Raw genomic sequence first — 19,374 nt, 5'->3', positions numbered from 1 at the left:
GCTTCAGGCTAAGGACTGGAAAGGCCGGTGGAGCGATCCACCGGCCTTTTTCTTCGGCCGTCCGCCGCCTCTTGCCTCATGCGTTTGGCGTCACGAACGGCTACAAGACACCGATGTTGCGCCTGTCAGAACTCAAGCTGCCTCTCGATCACCCGCCGGAGGCCTTGCCCGCCGTGATCGCTACCCGCCTGGGCGTGCCGCCGGGTGATGTCATTTCCTGGTCGGTCTGGAAGCGGGCGCACGACGCGCGTCGAAAGTCCGCCATCCTGAAGGTCTATATTGTCGACGTCGAAGTCAGGGACGAGGCCGCGTTGCTGGCCCGTTTCAAGGACGACGTGCACGTTCACCCCGCGCCGGACGTCACCTATCGTCCGGTTGCGGTCGCGCCCAAAGACCAGGGCCTGAGGCCCATCGTGATCGGAGCCGGGCCCTGCGGCCTGTTCGCTGGGCTGATCCTGGCCGAAATGGGCTTCAAGCCCATAATCCTCGACCGCGGCAAGGTGGTGCGGGAACGCACCAAGGATACCTGGGAGCTGTGGCGCAAGAGCAAGTTGCACCCGGAATCCAACGTACAGTTCGGCGAGGGCGGCGCCGGCACCTTCTCCGACGGCAAGCTCTACAGCCAGATCAAGGACCCGCGCTTCCTGGCCCGCAAGGTCCTGACCGAGTTCGTCGCGGCGGGCGCGCCGGAAGAGATCCTGACCGAGGCGCATCCGCACATCGGCACCTTCCGTCTGGTGACCATGGTCGAGGCCATGCGCGAGAAGATCGAGGCCCTGGGCGGCGAGTACCGGTTCGAACACCGGGTGGTCGATGTCGAGCTCGACAATGGCAAGCTGCGGGGCGTGCATCTGCACACCGGGGAGTTCCTGGAGGCCGACCATGTGGTCTTCGCCATCGGCCATTCGTCGCGCGACACCTTCCAGACCCTGTACGACCGGGGCGTCCATATCGAGGCCAAGCCCTTCTCGATCGGCTTCCGCATCGAGCATCCGCAGTCATGGATCGACAAGGCCCTGTTCGGGCCCTGCGCCGGACACCCCGATCTGGGGGCGGCCGCCTATTCGCTTTCGCACCACTGTTCGAACGGGCGGACCGTCTACAGCTTCTGCATGTGCCCGGGCGGGACGGTGGTGGCGGCGACCAGCGAGCCGGGGCGCGTCGTCACCAACGGCATGAGCCAGTATTCGCGCAACGAGCGGAACGCCAACTCCGGATTCGTGGTCGGCATCTCGCCCGAGGACTATCCCAGCGACCACCCGCTGGCGGGGATCGAGCTGCAACGGGATTTGGAGACCCGTGCCTATGCGGCGGGCGGCGGCGACTATTTCGCGCCGGGCCAGCTGGTCGGCGACTTCCTGGCGGGACGGCCCTCGACCGCACTGGGCGAGGTCGTGCCCAGCTATAGACCAGGCGTGCGCCCGACTGATCTGGCCCCGCTTATGCCGGACTATGTGATCGCGGCGATGCGCGAGGCCCTGCCCGTTTTCGGCCGCAAGATCCCTCGCTATGACGACGCCCAGGCGGTGCTGACGGGGGTGGAGACGCGCAGTTCCTCGCCCATCCGCATGACGCGCGGCGCGGACTTCCAGAGCCTGAACGTGCGCGGTCTGTTTCCCGCCGGCGAAGGCGCGGGCTATGCAGGAGGCATCCTGTCGGCCGCCGTCGACGGCATCAAGGTCGCCGAGGCTGTCGCCCGATCAATGATCGGACAGACGGCGACCTAGACGCGCCGCCCATGAAAACGGCCGATGGATCGCTCCATCGGCCGTTTGTCTCTCAAACTGTCGTCCGCCTTATTCGGCCGCGACGGGATCCGCGTATTCGGGGATCTGGTCGAAGTTCATGTAGCGGTAGACCTCGTCGCGGTCGGCGTCGATGACGCCCATCTCGGCCATGTATTCGGCCACGGTGGGGATGCGGCCCATCTTGGAGGCGACGGCAGCCAGTTCGGCCGAGGCCAGATAGACGTTGGAGCCCTTGCCCAGACGGTTGGGGAAGTTGCGGGTTGAGGTCGAGACCACGGTCGCGCCCTCCTTCACCTGGGCCTGGTTGCCCATGCACAGCGAACAGCCCGGCATCTCCATGCGGGCGCCGGCGCCGCCGAGGGTCGAGTAGTGGCCCTCCTTGGTCAGCTCCGAGGCGTCCATCTTGGTCGGCGGGGCCACCCACAGACGGGTCGGGATATCCTTCTTGCCCTTCAGCAGCAGGGAGGCCGCACGGAAGTGGCCGATGTTGGTCATGCAGGAGCCGATGAAGACCTCGTCGATCGGAGTCTCCTGCACGGCCGACAGCAGGCGCGCGTCGTCGGGGTCGTTGGGAGCGCACAGGATGGGCTCCTTCACGTCCGCCAGATCGATCTCGATGACGTGGGCGTATTCGGCGTCGGCGTCGGCCTCCAGCAGGTTCGGGGCAGCCAGCCACGCTTCCATGGCGTCGATGCGGCGCTGCAGGGTGCGGGCGTCGGCATAGCCGTCCGCGATCATGTTCTTCATGAGCACGATGTTCGAGGTCATGTACTCGATGATGGGTTCCTTGTTCAGCTTGACGGTGCAACCCGCCGCCGAACGCTCGGCCGAGGCGTCGGTCAGTTCGAACGCCTGCTCCACCTTCAGGTCCGGCAGGCCCTCGATCTCGAGGATGCGGCCCGAGAACTCATTGACCTTGCCGGCCTTGGCCACCGTCAGCAGGCCCTGCTGGATGGCGTAGTAGGGGATGGCGTGAACCAGGTCGCGCAGTGTGATGCCCGGCTGCATCTCACCCTTGAAGCGGACCAGGATCGACTCCGGCATGTCCAGCGGCATGACGCCGGTGGCGGCGCCGAAGGCCACCAGGCCCGAACCCGCCGGGAAGGAGATGCCGATGGGGAAGCGGGTGTGGCTGTCGCCGCCGGTGCCGACGGTGTCGGGCAGCAGCAGGCGGTTCAGCCAGGAGTGGATCACGCCGTCGCCCGGACGCAGGGCCACGCCGCCGCGGTTGGAGATGAACTGCGGCAGTTCGCGGTGCGTCTTGACATCGACCGGCTTGGGATAGGCGGCGGTGTGGCAGAAGGACTGCATCACCATGTCGGCCGAGAAGCCGAGGCAGGCCAGGTCCTTCAGCTCGTCGCGGGTCATCGGGCCGGTCGTGTCCTGCGAGCCGACCGTGGTCATGCGCGGTTCGCAATAGGTGCCCGGACGGATGCCCTGACCTTCCGGCAGACCGCAGGCGCGGCCGACCATCTTCTGGGCCACGGTGAAGCCCTTGCCGCTGTCTTCCGGCGTGACCGGCAAGCGGAACTCGGTCGAGGCGGCCAGGCCCAGGGCCTCGCGGGCGCGGGCGGTCAGCGACCGGCCGATGATCAGGTTGATGCGGCCGCCGGCCTGGACCTCGTCCAACAGGACCTGCGACTTCAGCTCGAAGTCGGCGATCTTCTGGCCGTCCTTCTCGATCCGGCCCTCGTAGGGATAGATGTCGATGACGTCGCCCATGTTCAGGCTGGTCACGTCGACCTCGATCGGCAGGGCGCCCGAGTCTTCCTGGGTGTTGAAGAAGATGGGGGCGATCTTGCCGCCCAGGGTCACGCCGCCGAAGCGCTTGTTCGGCACGAAGGGGATGTCCTGGCCGGTGGCCCAGATGACGCTGTTGGTCGCCGACTTGCGCGACGATCCAGTGCCGACCACGTCGCCGACATAGGCGACCAGATGGCCCTTGGCCTTCAGGTCCTCGATGAACTGCATCGGGCCGCGCACGCCGTCCTGTTCCGGCGTGATGCCCGGACGCGCGTTCTTTAGCATGGCCAGGTAGTGCAGCGGAATGTCGGGGCGCGACCAGGCGTCGGGCGCCGGCGACAGGTCGTCGGTATTGGTCTCGCCGGTGACCTTGAAGACGGTGACGGTGATCTTGTCGGCGACCTTGTCGCGCGAGGTGAACCACTCGGCCTCGGCCCAGGACTTCAGCACGGCCTGGGCGTTGGCGTTGCCGCCCTTGGCCAGTTCGGCGACGTCGTGGAAGAAGTCGAACATCAGCAGGGTCTTCTTCAGACCCTCGGCGGCGACAGCGCCGACGACCGCATCGTTCAGCAGGTCGATCAGCGGCTTGACGTTATAGCCGCCGACCATGGTGCCCAACAGCTCGGTGGCGCGTTCGCGCGACAGCGACGGCACGGCGAAGTCGCCGTGGGCCACGGCGGACAGGAAGGAGGCCTTGACCTTGGCCGCGTCGTCCACGCCCGGCGGCACGCGATGGGTCAGCAGGTCCAGCAGCTCCTGCTCGGCGACGCCCGCCGGCGGCGCCTTGATCAGCTCGATCAGGTCGGCGGTCTGCCCGGCCGACAGCGGCAGCGGCGGAATGCCCAGGGCCGCGCGTTCGGCGACGTGAAGACGATAGGTTTCGAGCATGAGCGGCTTTCCTTGGTCCAGTCGCGACATGACTGGCCCGTCGGCCCGCCAAAACCGCGCGTGGCCTTTCCCACATAAGGATCAGGGTCGCAAGGGAAGGGGGCCGGTTCGGCCTTCGACCTCCGTCGTAGGGGGGCCTCATCCCTCAATCGTCATCCTCGGGCTTGACCCGAGGATCGAGCGGAACGGCGCGCTCGGCCTTGCAGACGTCGCGCAGGCGAACAATCCGATCCTCGGGTCAAGCCCGAGGATGACGGCGGACACGGAGCTAGGCATGTGAAAGGCATGGCGGCTCAAGGGCGGCGGCGCCCCGCCGTCAGTCCAGCTTGAGCGCCTCGGCCAGCAGGCGGGCTTCGGCGGCGCGGCTGGAGCCCGCGCGCCAGGCGACGACGATCTCGCGGCGGGGGGCGTCGGCGGAGATGGGCCGGACCACGACGCCGGGGTTGTCAGCCAGACCGGCCTGCACCGCCATCTGCGGCAGGAAGCTGACGCCCAGACCCGAGGACACCATCTGCACCAGGGTGTGCAGGGAGGTGGCGGCGAAGACGTCCTCGCCGCGCGGGGCCTCGATGTTGACGGCGGCCAAGGCCTGATCACGCAGGCAGTGGCCGTCCTCCAGAAGGATCAGGTCGTCGGCCTTCAGCATCCCCTCGGGGATGGGGCCGGCGCCCGCCAGCGGGTGGCCGACCGGGGCGGCGGCCAGGATTTCGTCGTCGCCGATGCGGGCGTGGTCGATGCCCGGCGCCTCATAGGGCAGGGCGATGACGGCGGCGTCCAGCTGGCCCGCCTTCAGCCCGGCGATCAGACGCGGGGTCAGGTCCTCGCGGATGAAAAGCCGCAGGGCCGGGTATTGGTCACGCAGACCGGGCAGGGCGCGCGGCAACAGGAAGGGGGCGACGGTGGGAATGATCCCCAGACGGAACCGGCCCGACAGCGGCTTGCCCGCATTGCGCGCCGCCTCGACCAGATCCTCGGTGCGGGCCAGAACGTCCTCGGCGCGCTTGACCGCCTCGGCGCCGACGGCGGTCAGCTGGACCGCGCCGCGCGTGCGTTCGACCACCGGCGCGCCCAGGATCTTCTCCAGCTCCTGCACCCCGGCCGACAGGGCCGGCTGGCTGACATGGGCCGCCTCGGCCGCGCGGCTGAAGGAGGCGTGCTCGGCCAGGAGTTTGAGATAGTGGAGCTGTCGCAGGGTGGGGAGCATCCGCCCCACATAGGCGCGCCCTATGGTGTTTTCAAAGACAATCGAAACCATTGATGAAGAAAGGTGCCGCGAACCGCTCTGCCCGCGGCGCCCCCTATGGTCTAGTTCAGGTCGAACCGGTCGGCGTTCATGACCTTGCTCCAGGCCGCGACGAAGTCCCGTACGAACTTCTCGCCCGCGTCAGCCGAGGCATAGACCTCGGACAGGGCGCGTAGCTGGGAGTTGGAGCCGAACACCAGATCGGTGCGGGTGGCGGTCCACAGCTCCTCGCCGCTGGCGCGGTCATTGCCGGTGAAGACCTCGTCGGCGCTGTCGTCGACCTGTTTCCAGCCGGTCTTCATGTCCAGCAGGTTGACGAAGAAGTCGTTGGACAACACGCCCGGCCGGTTGGTCAGGACGCCGTGGGTCAAGCCGCCGTGGTTGGCGCCCATCACCCGCAGGCCGCCGACCAGGACCGTCATCTCCGGGGCCGTCAGACCCAGCAGTTGGGCCCGGTCGATCAGCAGCTCCTCGGTCGGGACGTTGAAGCGGACCTGCAGATAGTTGCGGAAACCGTCAGCGCGCGGCTCCAGCACCTTGAAGCCCTCGACGTCGGTCTGCTCTTGCGAGGCGTCGGTGCGACCCGGCGTGAAGGGGACCGTCACGTCGTGACCGCCGGCCTTGGCCGCCTGCTCGACCCCGACCACGCCGCCCAGGACGATCAGGTCGGCGATGGAGACGTTGAGACCGGACGCCGCCTGGATGTCCTCATAGACCTTGAGGACGCGAGCCAGCCTGGCCGGTTCGTTGACGTCCCAGTCCTTTTGCGGAGCCAGGCGCAGGCGCCCGCCGTTGGCGCCGCCGCGATAGTCCGAACCGCGGAAGGTCACGGCCGAGGCCCAGGCCGTCGACACCAGCTCAGCGACCGACAGGCCCGAGGCCGCAATGCGGTCCTTCAGAGTCTTGACGTCGGCGTCCGACAGTTTCGGTCCCGTATGAGGCGGGATCGGATCCTGCCAGATCAGGTCCTCGGCCGGGACGTCCGGGCCCAGGTAGCGGGCCTTGGGCCCCATGTCGCGGTGGCATAGCTTGAACCAGGCGCGGGCGAAAGCGTCGCCGAAATAGGCCGGATCGGCGCGGAACCGCTCCATGATCGGCCGATAGATCGGATCGATCTTGAAGGCCATGTCGGCCGTCGTCATCATCGTCGGCACGCGCTTGCCCGGCGTATGGGCGGCCGGGGCCAGGGTTTCCGGCGGATTGCCCACCGGCTGCCACTGCTTGGCGCCCGCCGGGCTGCGGACCAGCTCGTAGTCGTGGTCCAGCAGCATGTCGAAATAGGTCATGTCCCAGGTGATCGGCGTAGGGGTCCAGGCGCCCTCGATGCCCGAGGTGATCGTGTGGTCGCCGATGCCGCTCTCGTGGCCCGAGATCCAGCCCAGGCCCTGCTGGGCGATGTCGGCGCCCTCGGGGCTGACGCCCACCTTGGAGGCGTCGCCGGCGCCGTGGGCCTTGCCGAAGGTGTGACCCCCGGCGGTCAGGGCGGCCGTCTCCTCGTCGTTCATGCCCATGCGGGCGAAGGTCTCGCGAATGTCGCGAGCCGAGGCCAGGGCTTCAGGCACGCCGCCGGGACCTTCGGGGTTGACGTAGATCAGGCCCATTTGGATGGCGGCCAGGGGCTCTTCCAGCGCCATGTCCTTGTCAGGCTGGATGCGGGTCTGGTTGCCCTCGTCGCCGACCCAGTTCTCTTCGGTGCCCCAATAGACGTCCTTCTCCGGCTCCCAGACGTCGGCGCGGCCGCCGCCGAAGCCGAAGACCGGCCCGCCCATGCTCTCGATGGCGACGTTGCCGGCCAGGATCATCAGGTCGGCCCAGCTGAGCTTGGCCCCGTACTTCTGCTTGATCGGCCACAGCAGGCGGCGCGCCTTGTCCAGGTTGCCGTTGTCCGGCCAGGAGTTGAGCGGGGCGAAACGCTGCTGGCCCGCGCCGGCGCCGCCGCGCCCGTCCCCGGTGCGATAGGTGCCCGCCGAGTGCCAGGCCATGCGGATGAAGAAGGGGCCGTAGTGGCCGTAGTCCGCCGGCCACCAGGGCTGGCTGTCGGTCATCAGGGCGGTCAGGTCGCGCTTCACCGCCGCCAGGTCCAGCGACTTGAAGGCGGCGGCGTAGTCGAAGTCGTCGCCCATCGGGTCGCCCGACCTGCCCTGCTGATGCAGGATGTCCATGGACAGCTGATTGGGCCACCAGTCGCGGTTGGTGCGCCCCAGAAGCGAACGCAGGGCGCCCGGTTCCTTGCGGGGATCGTGGAGAGGGGTGGGGCCGCCTGCTTGTCCGTCCATGACTTTCCTCCTGGTCAGCAGATTAGGCCCGGAGCCTACGCCCGGTTCCGCGCTGAAGGAAAATCGATAAACTTTCTCGCCACCAGCAGGAAAACTTATGGTCGAGATGGATAGGCGCGTTTGCGCATCGCCCTGCAACCATAACTAAAATCTATTCGGCTGCGTGAAATCATCGATTTGACTTCCGAGGCCCCACGTCCCATCTGAGGCCCATCGGCGATGCACCTCCCTGCGACGCCGGAAGTCTTACATTGTCAGAATGGAGCTCCACTATGCTGGGCGTCGGTCAAAAACTGCCTGAATTCAAGATCACTGGCGTGAAGCCGGGCTTCAACAGCCACGAAGAAAACGGCGTTTCGGCCTTCGAAACCGTCACCCAGGACAGCTTCGAGGGCAAGTGGAAGGTCATCTTCTTCTACCCGAAGGACTTCACCTTCGTCTGCCCGACCGAAATCGCCGCCTTCGCCAAGCTGAACAAGGAATTCGAAGATCGCGACACCGTGGTCCTCGGCGGTTCGACCGACAACGAGTTCACCAAGCTGGCCTGGCGTCGTGATCACGCCGACCTGAACAAGCTGCCGATGTGGCAGTTCGCCGACTGCGGCGGCAAGCTGGCCCGCGAGCTGGGCGTCCTGGACGAGGAAAACGGCGTCGCCCTGCGCGCCACCTTCGTTGTGGACCCGCACAACGTGGTCCAGCACGTCTACGTCACCAACCTGAACGTCGGCCGTTCGCCGGAAGACACGCTTCGCGTGGTCGACGCCCTGCAGACCGACGAACTGTGCGCCTGCAACCGCCCGGTCGGCGGCGAGACCCTGGCCGCTTAAGTACTGGCCAAGGAAGGCCCGGACCGCGTTCGTAATGGTCCGGGCCGCCCCTCTTGAAGAGGCGGCGGCGGGCGACTGTCGCCGCCTTTTTCATGCCTGACGCCCCCGAATCCGGCCCTGACGGGGCGCGTCGGCAGTCCCTATATCGTATCCGGCGCAAGCGGCGCCGTTGAGCAGAAGGAAGTCCCCATGTCCATCGACGCCCTGCGCGACCTCATCCCGGCCTACGGCAAGGACATCTCGCTGAACCTGTCCTCGCTGGCCAGCGAGACCGTGCTGAACGACCAGCAGAAGTGGGGCTGCTTCCTGGCCTCGGCCCACGCCATCGGCGTCGCCCCGGCGGTCAAGGCCATCGAGGCCGCCGCCGCCGCCGTCATGACTCCCGAAGCGATGAACGCCGCCAAGGCCGCCGCCGCCATCATGGGCATGAACAACATCTACTACCGCTCGCTGCACCTGATGAAGAACAACGAGTACACGACCTTGCCGGCCAAGCTGCGCATGAACGTGATCGCCAACCCGGGCGTCGACAAGCTGGACTTCGAACTGTGGTCGACCGCCGTCTCGGCCATCAACGGCTGCGGCGCTTGCCTGGACGCCCACGAAGGCGAACTGCGCAAGCACGGCGTGCCCAACGTCCAGGTTCAGGCCGCCCTGCGCATCGGCGCCGTGGTCCACGCCGCCAGCCGCATCGTCGCCTCCGAGGCCGCCCTGGCCGGTTGATCCGCAGGCGCCGCCAGACAGCAGAAAGGCGCGGAGCGATCCGCGCCTTTTTCAATTCTGGCCTGGGACTAAACTCAACCCTTATCGGCCGGCGCCTCGTGTCCGGCCATCTCGCGCATCATGTCCAGGATCAGCTTCTGCTGACGCACCGACAACTGCGGGGCCAGACGACCGATCTCGATGCTCTGACGCGTGGTGGGGAAATCGTGGACGAAGGGCTCGACCTCTCCCTCGGCCATGCCCGGCTGAGGCGTCGTCAGTCCCTCGAAAAAGTAGCCGATATCGACCTTGAAGAAGCGGGCGATGTCCCACAGCTTGGACGCCGAGATGCGGTTGGCGCCCTTCTCGTACTTCTGGATCTGCTGAAAGGTCAGGCCCAGCGCCCGGCCCAGATCGCTCTGATTGTAACCGAGCGCGATGCGCTTGTCGCAGACCCGCCGACCGACATGACGGTCCACGGGATGGGGGCCGTCCTCTGCAGAGCCTCTGACCATCACGCGTTCTCGCTGAAATCTACGCCCGAACTCAATTGTCTCGAAATGCGACGGATAGCCAGCGGTGTCACGACAATTCGCGTTGTGCGCGTGTCCTTGCAACCTGACCCGGCTAGCGGTCGCCCTCATCCTTCAAGGCTCGGATGACCGCCAAGGCCGTGCGCTGGCGCGCTTCCGGCAGGTCTCTCGCCGCAGCGCCGATCCTCTGCACCAGGCCGCCGTGTTCCGGCGGCGCCTCTGCCTGCCCCCCGGCGTCGTGGGCGCCGAAAAGACTTTGAGGCTCTGGAAGCCTCTCGAAGGTCGCAGTAGGGACGGCGCCCGAAAAGGGCTGCCCCCTGAAAACGCTGGTGATGTCGATCTTCAACGCCTCACAGAACTGCCACAAGCGAGCAGCGGGAAGGCGATTGGCGCCGCTTTCGTGGCGGCCCCACTGGTTCGTCGAGATATCCAGTTTGCGGGCCATGTCCGCCTGAGTCAGACCATGGTTCTCCCGGATAAAACGGACGCGCGCGCCGAGATGCTCATCAATATGACGCGTCCGCTTGCGGTCCTGCTCGTCCTCGTCGCCCGCCTTGCTCATGCCCGCCCCTTGCGCCTTCCCCACGACAGGCCACCCGCCAGCATCAGGACCAGCAGGACGCCGAACAGGCCGTCGCCCCAGCGGCCATAGAGGGTCGGCGCCGCCGGTTCGGGCAGGCGCACGTCGATGACGCCGGCATGGCCGGGGTCCAGCCGCTTGCCGTCCACGACCCGGCCCCAGGGGTCGATCATGGCCGAGACGCCGGTCGGGGTGGCCCGCGCGATCGGCAGTCCGGTCTCGATGGCGCGATAGCTGGCCAGGTTCAGGTGCTGGCGCGGGCCCGAGGTGGCGCCGAACCAGGCGTCGTTGGAGACGTTGACGATCCAGGCCGGACGGTCAGCGTCCTTGGCCGGGGTGAAGCCCGGATAGAGGCTTTCGTAGCAGATCAGCGGCTGGACCTTCGGCGCATTGACCAGGCTGATCGGCGCGGGCTTCGGCCCGGGGCTGAAGTCGGCGGGAACGTGCACCAGGCTGCGCACGCCGATCCGGCTCATCAGGCGGCCCAGCGGCAGGTATTCGCCGAAGGGCACCAGCCGGTGCTTGTCATAGATGGCGCCGATACGCAGGCCCGACGCGCCCTCGTCGTGCAGGGCGAACAGGCTGTTGAAGTAGCGCGCGCCGCCCTCGGCGCTCGGGTCGGCCTCGCCGCGGCTGATGCCCATCAGCAGGGTCTGACCGGGCTGCAGGGCCTCGGCGATGGCCTGGGCGTCGGCCGAGTTGAAGACGTCGTTGGCGGTGGCGGGCAGGGCGCCTTCGGGCCAGACCACCACGTCGGGAACCGCCGCCCCCTTTTGGGCGGTCAGAGCCACATAGCGATCGACGATGGCCTGATAGGCCTCGGGCGACCATTTGGATTCCTGAGGGATGTCGGCCTGAACCAGGCGGATCAGGGTCGGGCCGTCCACGCGCTCGGCCGACGACAGGCGCAGGGCGCCGAAGCCGAACAGGCCCGCCAGCACCGCGACGCCCAGACCGGCGGCGATCCAGCGCGGACGACGCGCACCGCCGCTCGCCAGCAAGCCCAGGGCCGAAACGGCCGCCAGCGTCACCAGCCCCAAACCATAGACGCCCGCGACCGAGGCGAACTGCGACATGGCCGAACCCGCCTGCCACGCCGCGCCGGTCGGATTCCACGGAAAGCCGGTCAGGACATGGCCGCGCAGCCATTCCAGCAGGGCGAACAGGGCGGCGAACAGCAGTACCCGCCGGACCGCGTTGCGCAGGGCGAAACGACGATAGAGCGCCGTCGCCGCGCCGAAAAACAACCCGAGCCCCATGGGCAACAGGCTGGCGGCGAAGGGCGCCATCCAGGCCTGATCCTTGTTGACCAGGAAGGCCTCGGCCACCCACCAGCAGCCGATGAAGAAGTAAGAAAATCCGGCCAGCCAGCCGACCCAGAAGCCGCCTTTCACCGTGCGCGAGCGCTCGGCCAGCAGCATCAACAAGGGATAGCCCAGCAGGCCCGGCAGGATCCCGAACGGCGGATGCGCCAGAGCCGCGCCGGCGCCCGCCAGAAGAGCCAGGGCGATACGACCCCAGCGGTTCGTCAGCACGCCCCCCCAAAGGGCCGACAAACGCTCGTTCATGCAGTCGCCTCATGTTCAGCGGCATAGGGATCGGCGACGCCGAGCGACGCCAGGATCTCGCGCTCCTCGGCCTCCATCTCCTCGGCCTCGGCGTCATCTTCGTGGTCGCGGCCCAGCAGGTGCAGCACGCCGTGGACGACCAGATGGCTCAGATGGTTCGACAGGGTCTTGCCCTGCACCTCAGCTTCAGCGGCGCAATAGGCGAAGCCCAGCACCACGTCGCCCAGATGCGGAAATGCGCTCTCGGCCGCCGGGAAGGACAGGACGTTGGTCGGCCGATCCTTGTCGCGGAAACGGGCGTTCAGATCCTGAACCCCGGCGTCATCGGTCAGCAGCACGACCACATCGCCCTCGACGGTTCCCAGCGCCGCAGTTGCCGCGTGCAGGACGACGGCCTCGACGTCAGACAGCGCAGCCGTCCAGGCCGCGTCCTCGACTTCGATCTCGATCATTCAGTCTTCGTCCTCGAGGTCCGGCGTCGGACGGTTGCGCGCCGCGTCGGCGTCATAGGCGCGCACGATGCGCTCGACCATGGCGTGGCGCACCACGTCCTCGGCCTTGAAGGCCTGAACCCCGACCCCCTTCACGTCCTTCAGGATGCGCAGGGCGTGGGCGAGACCGGAATCGCGCGGGTTCAGCAGGTCGATCTGCGACGGGTCTCCGGTGACGACCATGCGCGCGCCCTCGCCCAGACGGGTCAGGACCATCTTCATCTGCAGGCGCGAGGTGTTCTGGGCCTCGTCGACGATGATGAAGGCGTGGCTGAGGGTGCGCCCGCGCATGAAGGCGATGGGGGCGGCTTCGATCTCGCCCTTCTCGCGGCGACGACGCACGTCCTCGACGCCGAGGATGTCGTTCAGCGCCTCCCAGATCGGAGCCAGATAAGGGTCGACCTTCTCATTCAGGTCGCCCGGCAGGAAGCCCAGCTTCTCGCCCGCCTCAACGGCCGGACGGGTGATGACCAGGCGGTCCACCTGGCCGCGCCGCAGCAGACTGGCGCCATAGGCCGCCGCCAGGAAGGTCTTGCCTGTGCCCGCCGGACCGACGCCGAAGGTCAGCTCGCAGCGGCTGAGAAGGTCCAGATAGCGCGCCTGGGCCGCCGTCTTGGGCGCGATGGCCCCGCGCCGCCCGACCGGCAGGGCCACGGCGTCCGGCACCACCCGGCCCTGATCGGCGCGCGGCTGCGTCACCGCGGCGCCGAGCGCCATCCGCACATCGGCCTCGGTGATCTCGGCGCCTGCGTCGGCACGCTTGGCCAGGGTTTCGACCACGCGTTTCGCCTGGGCCCGATCCCGCGCCGAGCCGTTGATCGACACGCCCCCGCCAGGCGCCTCGACCAACACCTTGAAGGCGTCCTCGATCAGGGCGACGTGGCGGCTGTTGGGGCCGATCACGGCTCGCAGCGCCTGATCGCTCAGGGACAGGAATTCGGACTCTCGCGCCATTAAGGCTCCATCTTTGTTGCTCTAGCGCCCCGCTCGCGGAGCGGGGCTGCTTGAGAGCGTTTTAGGGCCCCTATCGCCTTGCTCGCGGAGCGAGGCTGCTTGAGGGACCATTCTCTTGTGTCCCTAACGCCTCGTCCAGCGGGACGAGGCTGCTTGAGGGACGTCGCTGCAATACAGGTCTAGATAGTGCTTGGGTCGGCCAACCGCCCGTTCAGACTGTTCTGGGCGCCGCTGATGATCTGTACCGGAACGATCTGGCCCAGCAGATGATCCGCGTCCTCGACGTGAACGGCCTGCAGATAGGGCGAACGGCCGATGGCCTGACCCGCATAACGTCCCTTCTTTTCGAACAGCACGTTCAACGTTCTGCCCGCCTGGGCCGCGTTGAAGGCGGTCTGCTGCTCGAACAACAGGGCCTGCAACCGCTGCAGACGCTCCAGCCCGACCTTCTCCTCGATCTGGCCCGGCATGGTGGCGGCGGGGGTGCCGGGACGCGGCGAATAGACGAAACTGAAGGCCCCCGCATAGGTGACCTGGCGCACCAGATCGAGGGTCTCCTCGAAGTCGCGATCCGTCTCGCCGGGGAAGCCGACGATGAAGTCGCCGGCGATGGCCATGTCGGGCCGCGCGTCGCGGATGCGGGCGATCAGGTCGATGTATTTCTGGCGGCCATGCTTGCGGTTCATCAGCCGCAACACCCGGTCAGACCCGGCCTGAACCGGCAGGTGCAGATAGGGCATCAGGGCGTCCAGATCGGCGTGGGCGGCGATCAGGTCATCGCTCATGTCGTTGGCGTGGCTGGTCGTGTAGCGGATGCGGTCCAGACCGGGAATCTCGGCCAGGGCGTAGGCCAGCCGGGCCAGGGTGAAGGGCTTTCCGTCCGGCCCCTCGCCGTCATAGGCGTTGACGTTCTGGCCCAGCAGGGTGACCTCGCGCACGCCCCGGTCGGCCAGGGCGCGGGCCTCGGCCAGGACGGCAGAAACCGGACGCGACCACTCGGCGCCGCGCGTATAGGGCACGACGCAGAAGGTGCAGAACTTGTCGCAGCCCTCCTGCACGGTCAGGAAGGCGGTCGGGCCGTCGCCGCCGCGTGTCGCGATCATCTCGGGCGTCAGGGCGTCGAACTTCTCATGCGGGGCAAAGTCGGCGCCGATGCGCTCGCCGCGCGCCCGCGCCGTGCGGGTCAGGAGCTCCGGCAGCTGGTGGTAGGCCTGGGGGCCGACCACCAGGTCGACCGCCGGCTGGCGCTTCATGATCTCTTCGCCCTCGGCCTGGGCGACGCAGCCGGCGACCGCGATGGTCATGCCGCCGTCGCCGCGCGCGACCTTGCGCTCGCGCATCTGCTTCAGCTTGCCCAGTTCCGAATAGACCTTTTCGGCGGCCCGTTCGCGGATATGGCATGTGTTGAGGATGACGAAATCGGCCCCTTCGGGCGCGTCGGTCGGCGCATAGCCCAGCGGGCGCAGGACGTCGGCCATGCGCTCGCTGTCATAGACGTTCATCTGACAGCCGTAGGTCTTGATGAAGAGGCGTTTGGGCGCAGCCGTTTCGGCCACGCCATCCGCCGTGTCCACAGGCTTTTCGAGCGTATCGGTCATGCGCGGCTTATGATCGCCCAAGCCGACGACGGCAAGGCGATCAGGCGCAGACGACGCTCGGCAGCCTCAGCTGTCGGTGGGCTCCACGCGTGCGGCGTGGCGCTTGTAGATCAGGCCCTCGCGCTCGCTGGGCTCGACGCCCTCGATCGAGTGGCCGTAGAGCTCCAGCTTGTGACCGACCAGTTCGAAGCCCAGACGCTTGGCGATCTCGGTCTTCAGGCGCTCGATCTCGGCGTCGAAGAACTCGATGACCTCGCCGGTCTTGGTGTCGATCAGGTGGTCGTGGTGGTCGTCGCCCGCTTCTTCGTAGCGGCTGCGACCGTCGCCGAAGTCGTGCTTTTCGACCACGCCCGCCTCTTCGAACAGGCGCACGGTGCGATAGACGGTGGCGATCGAGATATGCGGATCGATGGCGGAGGCGCGGCGATACAGCTCCTCGACGTCAGGGTGATCCTCGGCCTGCGACAGCACGCGGGCGATCACGCGCCGCTGCTCGGTCATACGCATGCCGCGGTCGGCGCAAAGTTTCTCGATCCGTTCCATGGGGCGGAGGATAGGCTGAGCCGTCGCCTTATGGAAGCTATCGAGAAAAGTTCAGCGCCAGCACCAGGGCGTCCTCACGGCTTCCATCCGCACGCGCATAATATCCGCGACGACGCCCCGCCTCGGTGAACCCCGTGCGGGCGTAGAGGGCGCGGGCGGCGACATTGTCCTCGGCCACTTCCAGGAACATGCGCTCGGCCCCCAGCGCCGCCGCTCGGACCACGGCGGCCTCGACCAGACGTCGGCCGAGCCCGCCGCGCCTTGCAGATGGCCGCACGGCCAGGGTCAGGATCTCCGCCTCGTCGGCGACCACGCGGATCAGGATGAAGCCGTCGGGCTCCTCGACCGCAAAGACACCGGGCGAGGCCAGCAGGGCCGACAGGGAGGCGGCGTCCCACGGCGTCTCGAAGGCCTCGGCGTGGAGGGCGGCGAGGGCGTCGGTCACGAGGCGCCAGTCATGATGCGGCGGGCGGGCGCGGCTGGCCCGGCAGGCGGCTGGGCGGGGTGGCGTCGGGCGCGCGCAGATAGAGCGGGCGGGGCAGGGCCGTCGTCGGATCGGCGGTGGCGGTCAGGCTAGCCAGGGTCTCAGGCGGCGGCGCCGCCAGCGGCCTAATCACCGCGTCCGCGAGGTGGTCCGGGAAGGCTTCCGCCAACAACAGGGCCCCCGATCCGACCAGGGCCGGCGCATTCCCGGCTGCAGCCTGAAGAATGCGGTCCACCGCGACGTCCAACGGCAGGGCCTCGGCCGCGCCCATGGCGACCCCGTCGCGGAACAGCCGCGCGTAGACCTGCCCCCGGCGCGCGTCGATGACGGCGGCGACCAGCCCCGTGGCGGGAGATGATGCGGCCAAAGCGTCCAGGGTCGAGACCCCGACGACCGGGCGATCCAGCGCCGCGCCCAGACCCTGGGCGAAGGCGAGACCGACGCGCAGGCCGGTGAAGGAGCCAGGCCCCACGGTGACGCCGATCCGGTCAACGGCGCCGAAGCCGCCGCCGGCCTCGGCCACCGCGTCGCGGGCCATGCCGGCCAAACGCTCCTGATGGCCCTTGGTCATCAGTTCGGTGCGCAGGCCCAGCAGGCGCCCGTCCTCGACCACCCCGGCCGAACAGGCGCCCAGCGCCGTATCCACGATCAGAACTTTCATCGCCGCCTTCCTATCGGGGCGATCAGGCCGACGCCAGCGCCTCGACCACCCGCGTCACCGCCTGACGCAGCGCCGGGTCCGCGATGCGGTGAAAGGCCTCGGCCAGGGCGCGGCCGTCCGCCGTCGCCGTCAGGTCGCGCAGACCGGCCATGGGGTCGGGCGCATCGGCCCGCGCGGGAAAGAAGTCGGCCACCGAACAGCCCAGGACGGTCGCCACCTGATGCAGGCGCGAGGCCGAGACTCGGTTGGCGCCCTTTTCGTACTTCTGCACCTGCTGGAAGCTGACCCCCAGCTGCTCGGCCAGGGCCGTCTGCGACAGGCCGAGCGCCGACCGACGGGCCGCCATCCGCAGGCCCACGACGGCGTCGATATGCTGAGTGCGGCGGTTCATGGACGGCGGCTCCCTGACGTTCACCGCCGTACAGTTTCATAGAGCGCGATGAAACACAACTTTTTCGTTTCATCACTCATCCAGCCGCGCCGTCACGGCCGAGACGGCGCGCGCCGAATGACGTGGGATCCGCTCGATGGTCAGCAGGGCGCCCGCGCCCCGCACCACCAGCTCGACCTCGTCCGAACGCACATAGAGCCGCGCCCGCAAGGAGCCGTCGTCCATCTCAATGACGCAGCCCTGATCGCGGCGCGGCCAGCGGCCCGGCGCATATTCCAGCACCGTCCCGGCGGCGGCCCAGGGGGCCAGGTCGTCGGTGGAAAGCTGCAGCCGCCGCCGCTCGGCCATAGGCGCGGCCTCGAAGGCGCGACCGCGCGCCTGAAGCTCATCCGACGGGGTCCTGGGCGGGGAGATCGGGGCGGGGACGGCGCCGACCAGAAGGGCCAGATCCTCGGGTGTGGCGTCGAGGGCGGCGGTCAGGCGCCGCTGGACGTCGGGGCGGAACAGACCGGGGCGCTTGCCCGCCTCGTACAGGCCCCAGCCCTGGCTGGTCATGCCGATCCGCGTGCCTGCCTCGGCCTGGCTGAGGCCGCGTTCGCGGCGCAAGGCGGACAGGGCTTCGCCGAGGGCGCGCCCCTCGGCTCCGGCGTCATCATCAGATGTGAAACGGGCCATGCGGCGATCATGCCCCACGGCCCGTTCGGACGATAGTGTTTCATGTGAAACAACATCTTTGTGGAGCCGCGTCGTCGGCCCCTCGGGACCTCCCGACCCGACGCGGCCTGGCGCTTCGCGCGCGCCCCACCTGCGCTCAAGCAGCGAGCCGCCGCGCGGCGAGCGATAGCGCCCCTTGCCTAGATGACCTGCTCGACGCTGGTCACTTCGGGGATGTAGTGGCGCATCATCTGCTCCACGCCAGCCTTCAGGGTAGCCGAGGAGGAGGGGCAGCCCGAGCAGGCGCCGCGCATGCGCAGGCGCAGGACGCCGGTTTCCTCGTCGAAATGGTCGAACAGGATGTCGCCGCCGTCCTGGGCCACGGCCGGGCGGATGCGGCTGTCGAGCAGACCCTTGATCTCGGCGATGATCTCCGTGTCCTCGCCGGCATCCTCGTTCGAAGCCTCGACGCCGCGCGTCAGCGGCGCCCCCGAGACGAAGTGGTCCATGATGACCGACAGGATAGGGGCCTTCATCGCGCTCCAGTCCGGGGCCTGGGCGCCGCGCGTCACCGAGACATAGTCGGCGCCGAAGAAGACGCCCTCGACGCCTTCCACCTCGAACAGGGCTTCGGCCAGGGGCGAGGCGGCCGCCTCGTCGATGGTGCGATATTCCAGCACGCCTTCCGGCGCCACGTCGCGGCCCGGCAGGAATTTCAGGACATGGGGGTTCGGCGTGGGTTCGGTCTGGATGAACATGGCCGGGAGATGGACCTCGACAGAGAAGTTCGCAAGCCTTCTCCCTCCCCTTCATGGGGAGGGTGGTCGGCGCGAAGCGTCGATCGGGTGGGGAGGGCAAGGTGATGCTGGCGTGGCTTCTGATTTGCCGAGCGCCCCACTCGGCCTCGCCCTCCGGGCTCAGCCACCCTCCCCATGAAGGGGAGGGAGAAACGCAGCATCGTCGCTCAAGCAGCGAGGCTCCGCGAGCCGAGCGATAGCGACCCTTAGAATTATGCCAGGTCTTCGATGTCCGCCTCGGTCAGTTCGCCCGGCACGATGGTCACGGGCAGCTTGCGGCCGGTGAAGGCGCCGCCCTGTTTCAGCACGGCCGAAACCAGGGGGCCTGGCCCGCGCGAGCCGGAACCGGCGGCCAGGACCAGGATCTTGATGTCGGGATCGGCGCCGACGGTCTTGCGGATGGCGCCCTGGGGGTCGCCTTCCTCAATGATGAAGATGGGCGAGGCGCCGGACTTCTCGGCGGCTTCCTCTCCCAGACGGTTCAGCAGGGCCTCGGCCTCCTCGCGCTGCTGACGGCGGATTTCGTCGCGGACGCCGGACCAGTGCTCATCCGAGCCGCCGGGCAGGGCGCGCAGCAGCACCACACGCCCGCCGGTCGACTTGGCCCGGCGAGCAGCGTAGCCGAGGGCCGCGCCGAACTCGGGGCTGTCGTCCACGACGACGAGGAACTTCCTGGGCATGGTGTCGGCTCGC

General features: G+C 68.1%; 19 protein-coding genes. 3 read left to right on the top strand and 16 right to left on the bottom strand.

Annotated features, from left to right (window positions below; translation table 11 throughout):
- Positions 1 to 113: 113 nt before the first annotated feature.
- Positions 114 to 1,727: an NAD(P)/FAD-dependent oxidoreductase gene (locus B3K53_RS13150; RefSeq protein WP_292084891.1), complete on the top strand. Its 1,614-nt coding sequence runs from the start codon at positions 114 to 116 to the stop codon at positions 1,725 to 1,727.
- Positions 1,728 to 1,796: 69 nt separating this feature from the next.
- Here the strand turns inward: B3K53_RS13150 and acnB are convergent, their stop codons facing one another.
- The 3 genes from acnB to katG form a co-directional block, all read right to left on the bottom strand.
- A complete protein-coding gene (acnB, locus tag B3K53_RS13145; RefSeq protein ID WP_292084889.1) occupies positions 1,797 to 4,379 on the bottom strand; it encodes a bifunctional aconitate hydratase 2/2-methylisocitrate dehydratase in 2,583 nt (860 codons plus the stop codon).
- A gap of 316 nt (positions 4,380 to 4,695) precedes the next feature.
- Positions 4,696 to 5,583, bottom strand: a complete 888-nt coding sequence (locus tag B3K53_RS13140) for a hydrogen peroxide-inducible genes activator (RefSeq protein WP_292084887.1) — start codon at positions 5,581 to 5,583, stop codon at positions 4,696 to 4,698.
- Between the two features lie 101 nt (positions 5,584 to 5,684).
- The gene (katG, locus tag B3K53_RS13135) at positions 5,685 to 7,898 is read right to left on the bottom strand and encodes a catalase/peroxidase HPI (RefSeq protein WP_292084885.1); all 2,214 of its coding nucleotides are present in this window, start codon (positions 7,896 to 7,898) and stop codon (positions 5,685 to 5,687) included.
- Positions 7,899 to 8,170: 272 nt separating this feature from the next.
- On the opposite strand from katG, the gene B3K53_RS13130 reads away from it, so the two are divergent.
- On the top strand, positions 8,171 to 8,725 hold the full coding sequence (locus B3K53_RS13130; RefSeq protein WP_292084884.1) for a peroxiredoxin: 555 nt from the start codon (positions 8,171 to 8,173) through the stop codon (positions 8,723 to 8,725).
- A gap of 189 nt (positions 8,726 to 8,914) precedes the next feature.
- Positions 8,915 to 9,448, top strand: coding sequence for a carboxymuconolactone decarboxylase family protein (locus B3K53_RS13125; RefSeq protein WP_292084882.1), 534 nt, complete (start codon positions 8,915 to 8,917; stop codon positions 9,446 to 9,448).
- 74 nt (positions 9,449 to 9,522) lie between these two features.
- Here the strand turns inward: B3K53_RS13125 and B3K53_RS13120 are convergent, their stop codons facing one another.
- The 13 genes from B3K53_RS13120 to B3K53_RS13060 form a co-directional block, all read right to left on the bottom strand.
- The gene (locus B3K53_RS13120; RefSeq protein ID WP_292084881.1) at positions 9,523 to 9,942 is read right to left on the bottom strand and encodes a helix-turn-helix domain-containing protein; all 420 of its coding nucleotides are present in this window, start codon (positions 9,940 to 9,942) and stop codon (positions 9,523 to 9,525) included.
- A 112-nt stretch (positions 9,943 to 10,054) separates the two neighbouring features.
- Positions 10,055 to 10,522: a helix-turn-helix domain-containing protein gene (locus B3K53_RS13115; protein WP_292084878.1), complete on the bottom strand. Its 468-nt coding sequence runs from the start codon at positions 10,520 to 10,522 to the stop codon at positions 10,055 to 10,057.
- Positions 10,519 to 12,108, bottom strand: coding sequence for an apolipoprotein N-acyltransferase (gene lnt, locus B3K53_RS13110; protein ID WP_292084876.1), 1,590 nt, complete (start codon positions 12,106 to 12,108; stop codon positions 10,519 to 10,521). The genes B3K53_RS13115 and lnt overlap by 4 nt, the downstream gene beginning before the upstream one ends.
- Positions 12,105 to 12,560, bottom strand: a complete 456-nt coding sequence (ybeY, locus tag B3K53_RS13105) for an rRNA maturation RNase YbeY (protein WP_292084875.1) — start codon at positions 12,558 to 12,560, stop codon at positions 12,105 to 12,107. The genes lnt and ybeY overlap by 4 nt, the downstream gene beginning before the upstream one ends.
- The gene (locus B3K53_RS13100; protein ID WP_292084874.1) at positions 12,561 to 13,553 is read right to left on the bottom strand and encodes a PhoH family protein; all 993 of its coding nucleotides are present in this window, start codon (positions 13,551 to 13,553) and stop codon (positions 12,561 to 12,563) included.
- A gap of 179 nt (positions 13,554 to 13,732) precedes the next feature.
- Positions 13,733 to 15,151 carry a tRNA (N6-isopentenyl adenosine(37)-C2)-methylthiotransferase MiaB gene (miaB, locus tag B3K53_RS13095; protein ID WP_409515786.1) on the bottom strand — a complete coding sequence of 473 codons (1,419 nt, stop codon included), beginning with the start codon at positions 15,149 to 15,151 and terminating at the stop codon, positions 13,733 to 13,735.
- Positions 15,152 to 15,217: 66 nt separating this feature from the next.
- Positions 15,218 to 15,694, bottom strand: a complete 477-nt coding sequence (locus B3K53_RS13090) for a Fur family transcriptional regulator (protein WP_292084871.1) — start codon at positions 15,692 to 15,694, stop codon at positions 15,218 to 15,220.
- A gap of 37 nt (positions 15,695 to 15,731) precedes the next feature.
- Positions 15,732 to 16,139: a ribosomal protein S18-alanine N-acetyltransferase gene (gene rimI, locus B3K53_RS13085; RefSeq protein ID WP_292084869.1), complete on the bottom strand. Its 408-nt coding sequence runs from the start codon at positions 16,137 to 16,139 to the stop codon at positions 15,732 to 15,734.
- Positions 16,140 to 16,149: 10 nt separating this feature from the next.
- A complete protein-coding gene (tsaB, locus tag B3K53_RS13080) occupies positions 16,150 to 16,839 on the bottom strand; it encodes a tRNA (adenosine(37)-N6)-threonylcarbamoyltransferase complex dimerization subunit type 1 TsaB (protein WP_292084867.1) in 690 nt (229 codons plus the stop codon).
- A 22-nt stretch (positions 16,840 to 16,861) separates the two neighbouring features.
- On the bottom strand, positions 16,862 to 17,230 hold the full coding sequence (locus B3K53_RS13075; RefSeq protein WP_292084865.1) for a helix-turn-helix domain-containing protein: 369 nt from the start codon (positions 17,228 to 17,230) through the stop codon (positions 16,862 to 16,864).
- A 72-nt stretch (positions 17,231 to 17,302) separates the two neighbouring features.
- Positions 17,303 to 17,905 carry a helix-turn-helix domain-containing protein gene (locus B3K53_RS13070; protein WP_292084863.1) on the bottom strand — a complete coding sequence of 201 codons (603 nt, stop codon included), beginning with the start codon at positions 17,903 to 17,905 and terminating at the stop codon, positions 17,303 to 17,305.
- 179 nt (positions 17,906 to 18,084) lie between these two features.
- Entirely contained in the window at positions 18,085 to 18,642 is a 558-nt protein-coding gene (locus B3K53_RS13065) for a NifU family protein (RefSeq protein WP_292084862.1), read from the bottom strand.
- Between the two features lie 251 nt (positions 18,643 to 18,893).
- On the bottom strand, positions 18,894 to 19,361 hold the full coding sequence (locus B3K53_RS13060; protein ID WP_292084861.1) for a universal stress protein: 468 nt from the start codon (positions 19,359 to 19,361) through the stop codon (positions 18,894 to 18,896).
- Positions 19,362 to 19,374: the final 13 nt, after the last annotated feature.

The organism is Brevundimonas sp. UBA7506 (assembly GCF_002479495.1).
GTDB lineage: Bacteria > Pseudomonadota > Alphaproteobacteria > Caulobacterales > Caulobacteraceae > Brevundimonas.
The sequence above is the reverse complement of the archived record's forward strand: the minus strand, read 5'-3'. Positions and strand labels throughout refer to the sequence as shown.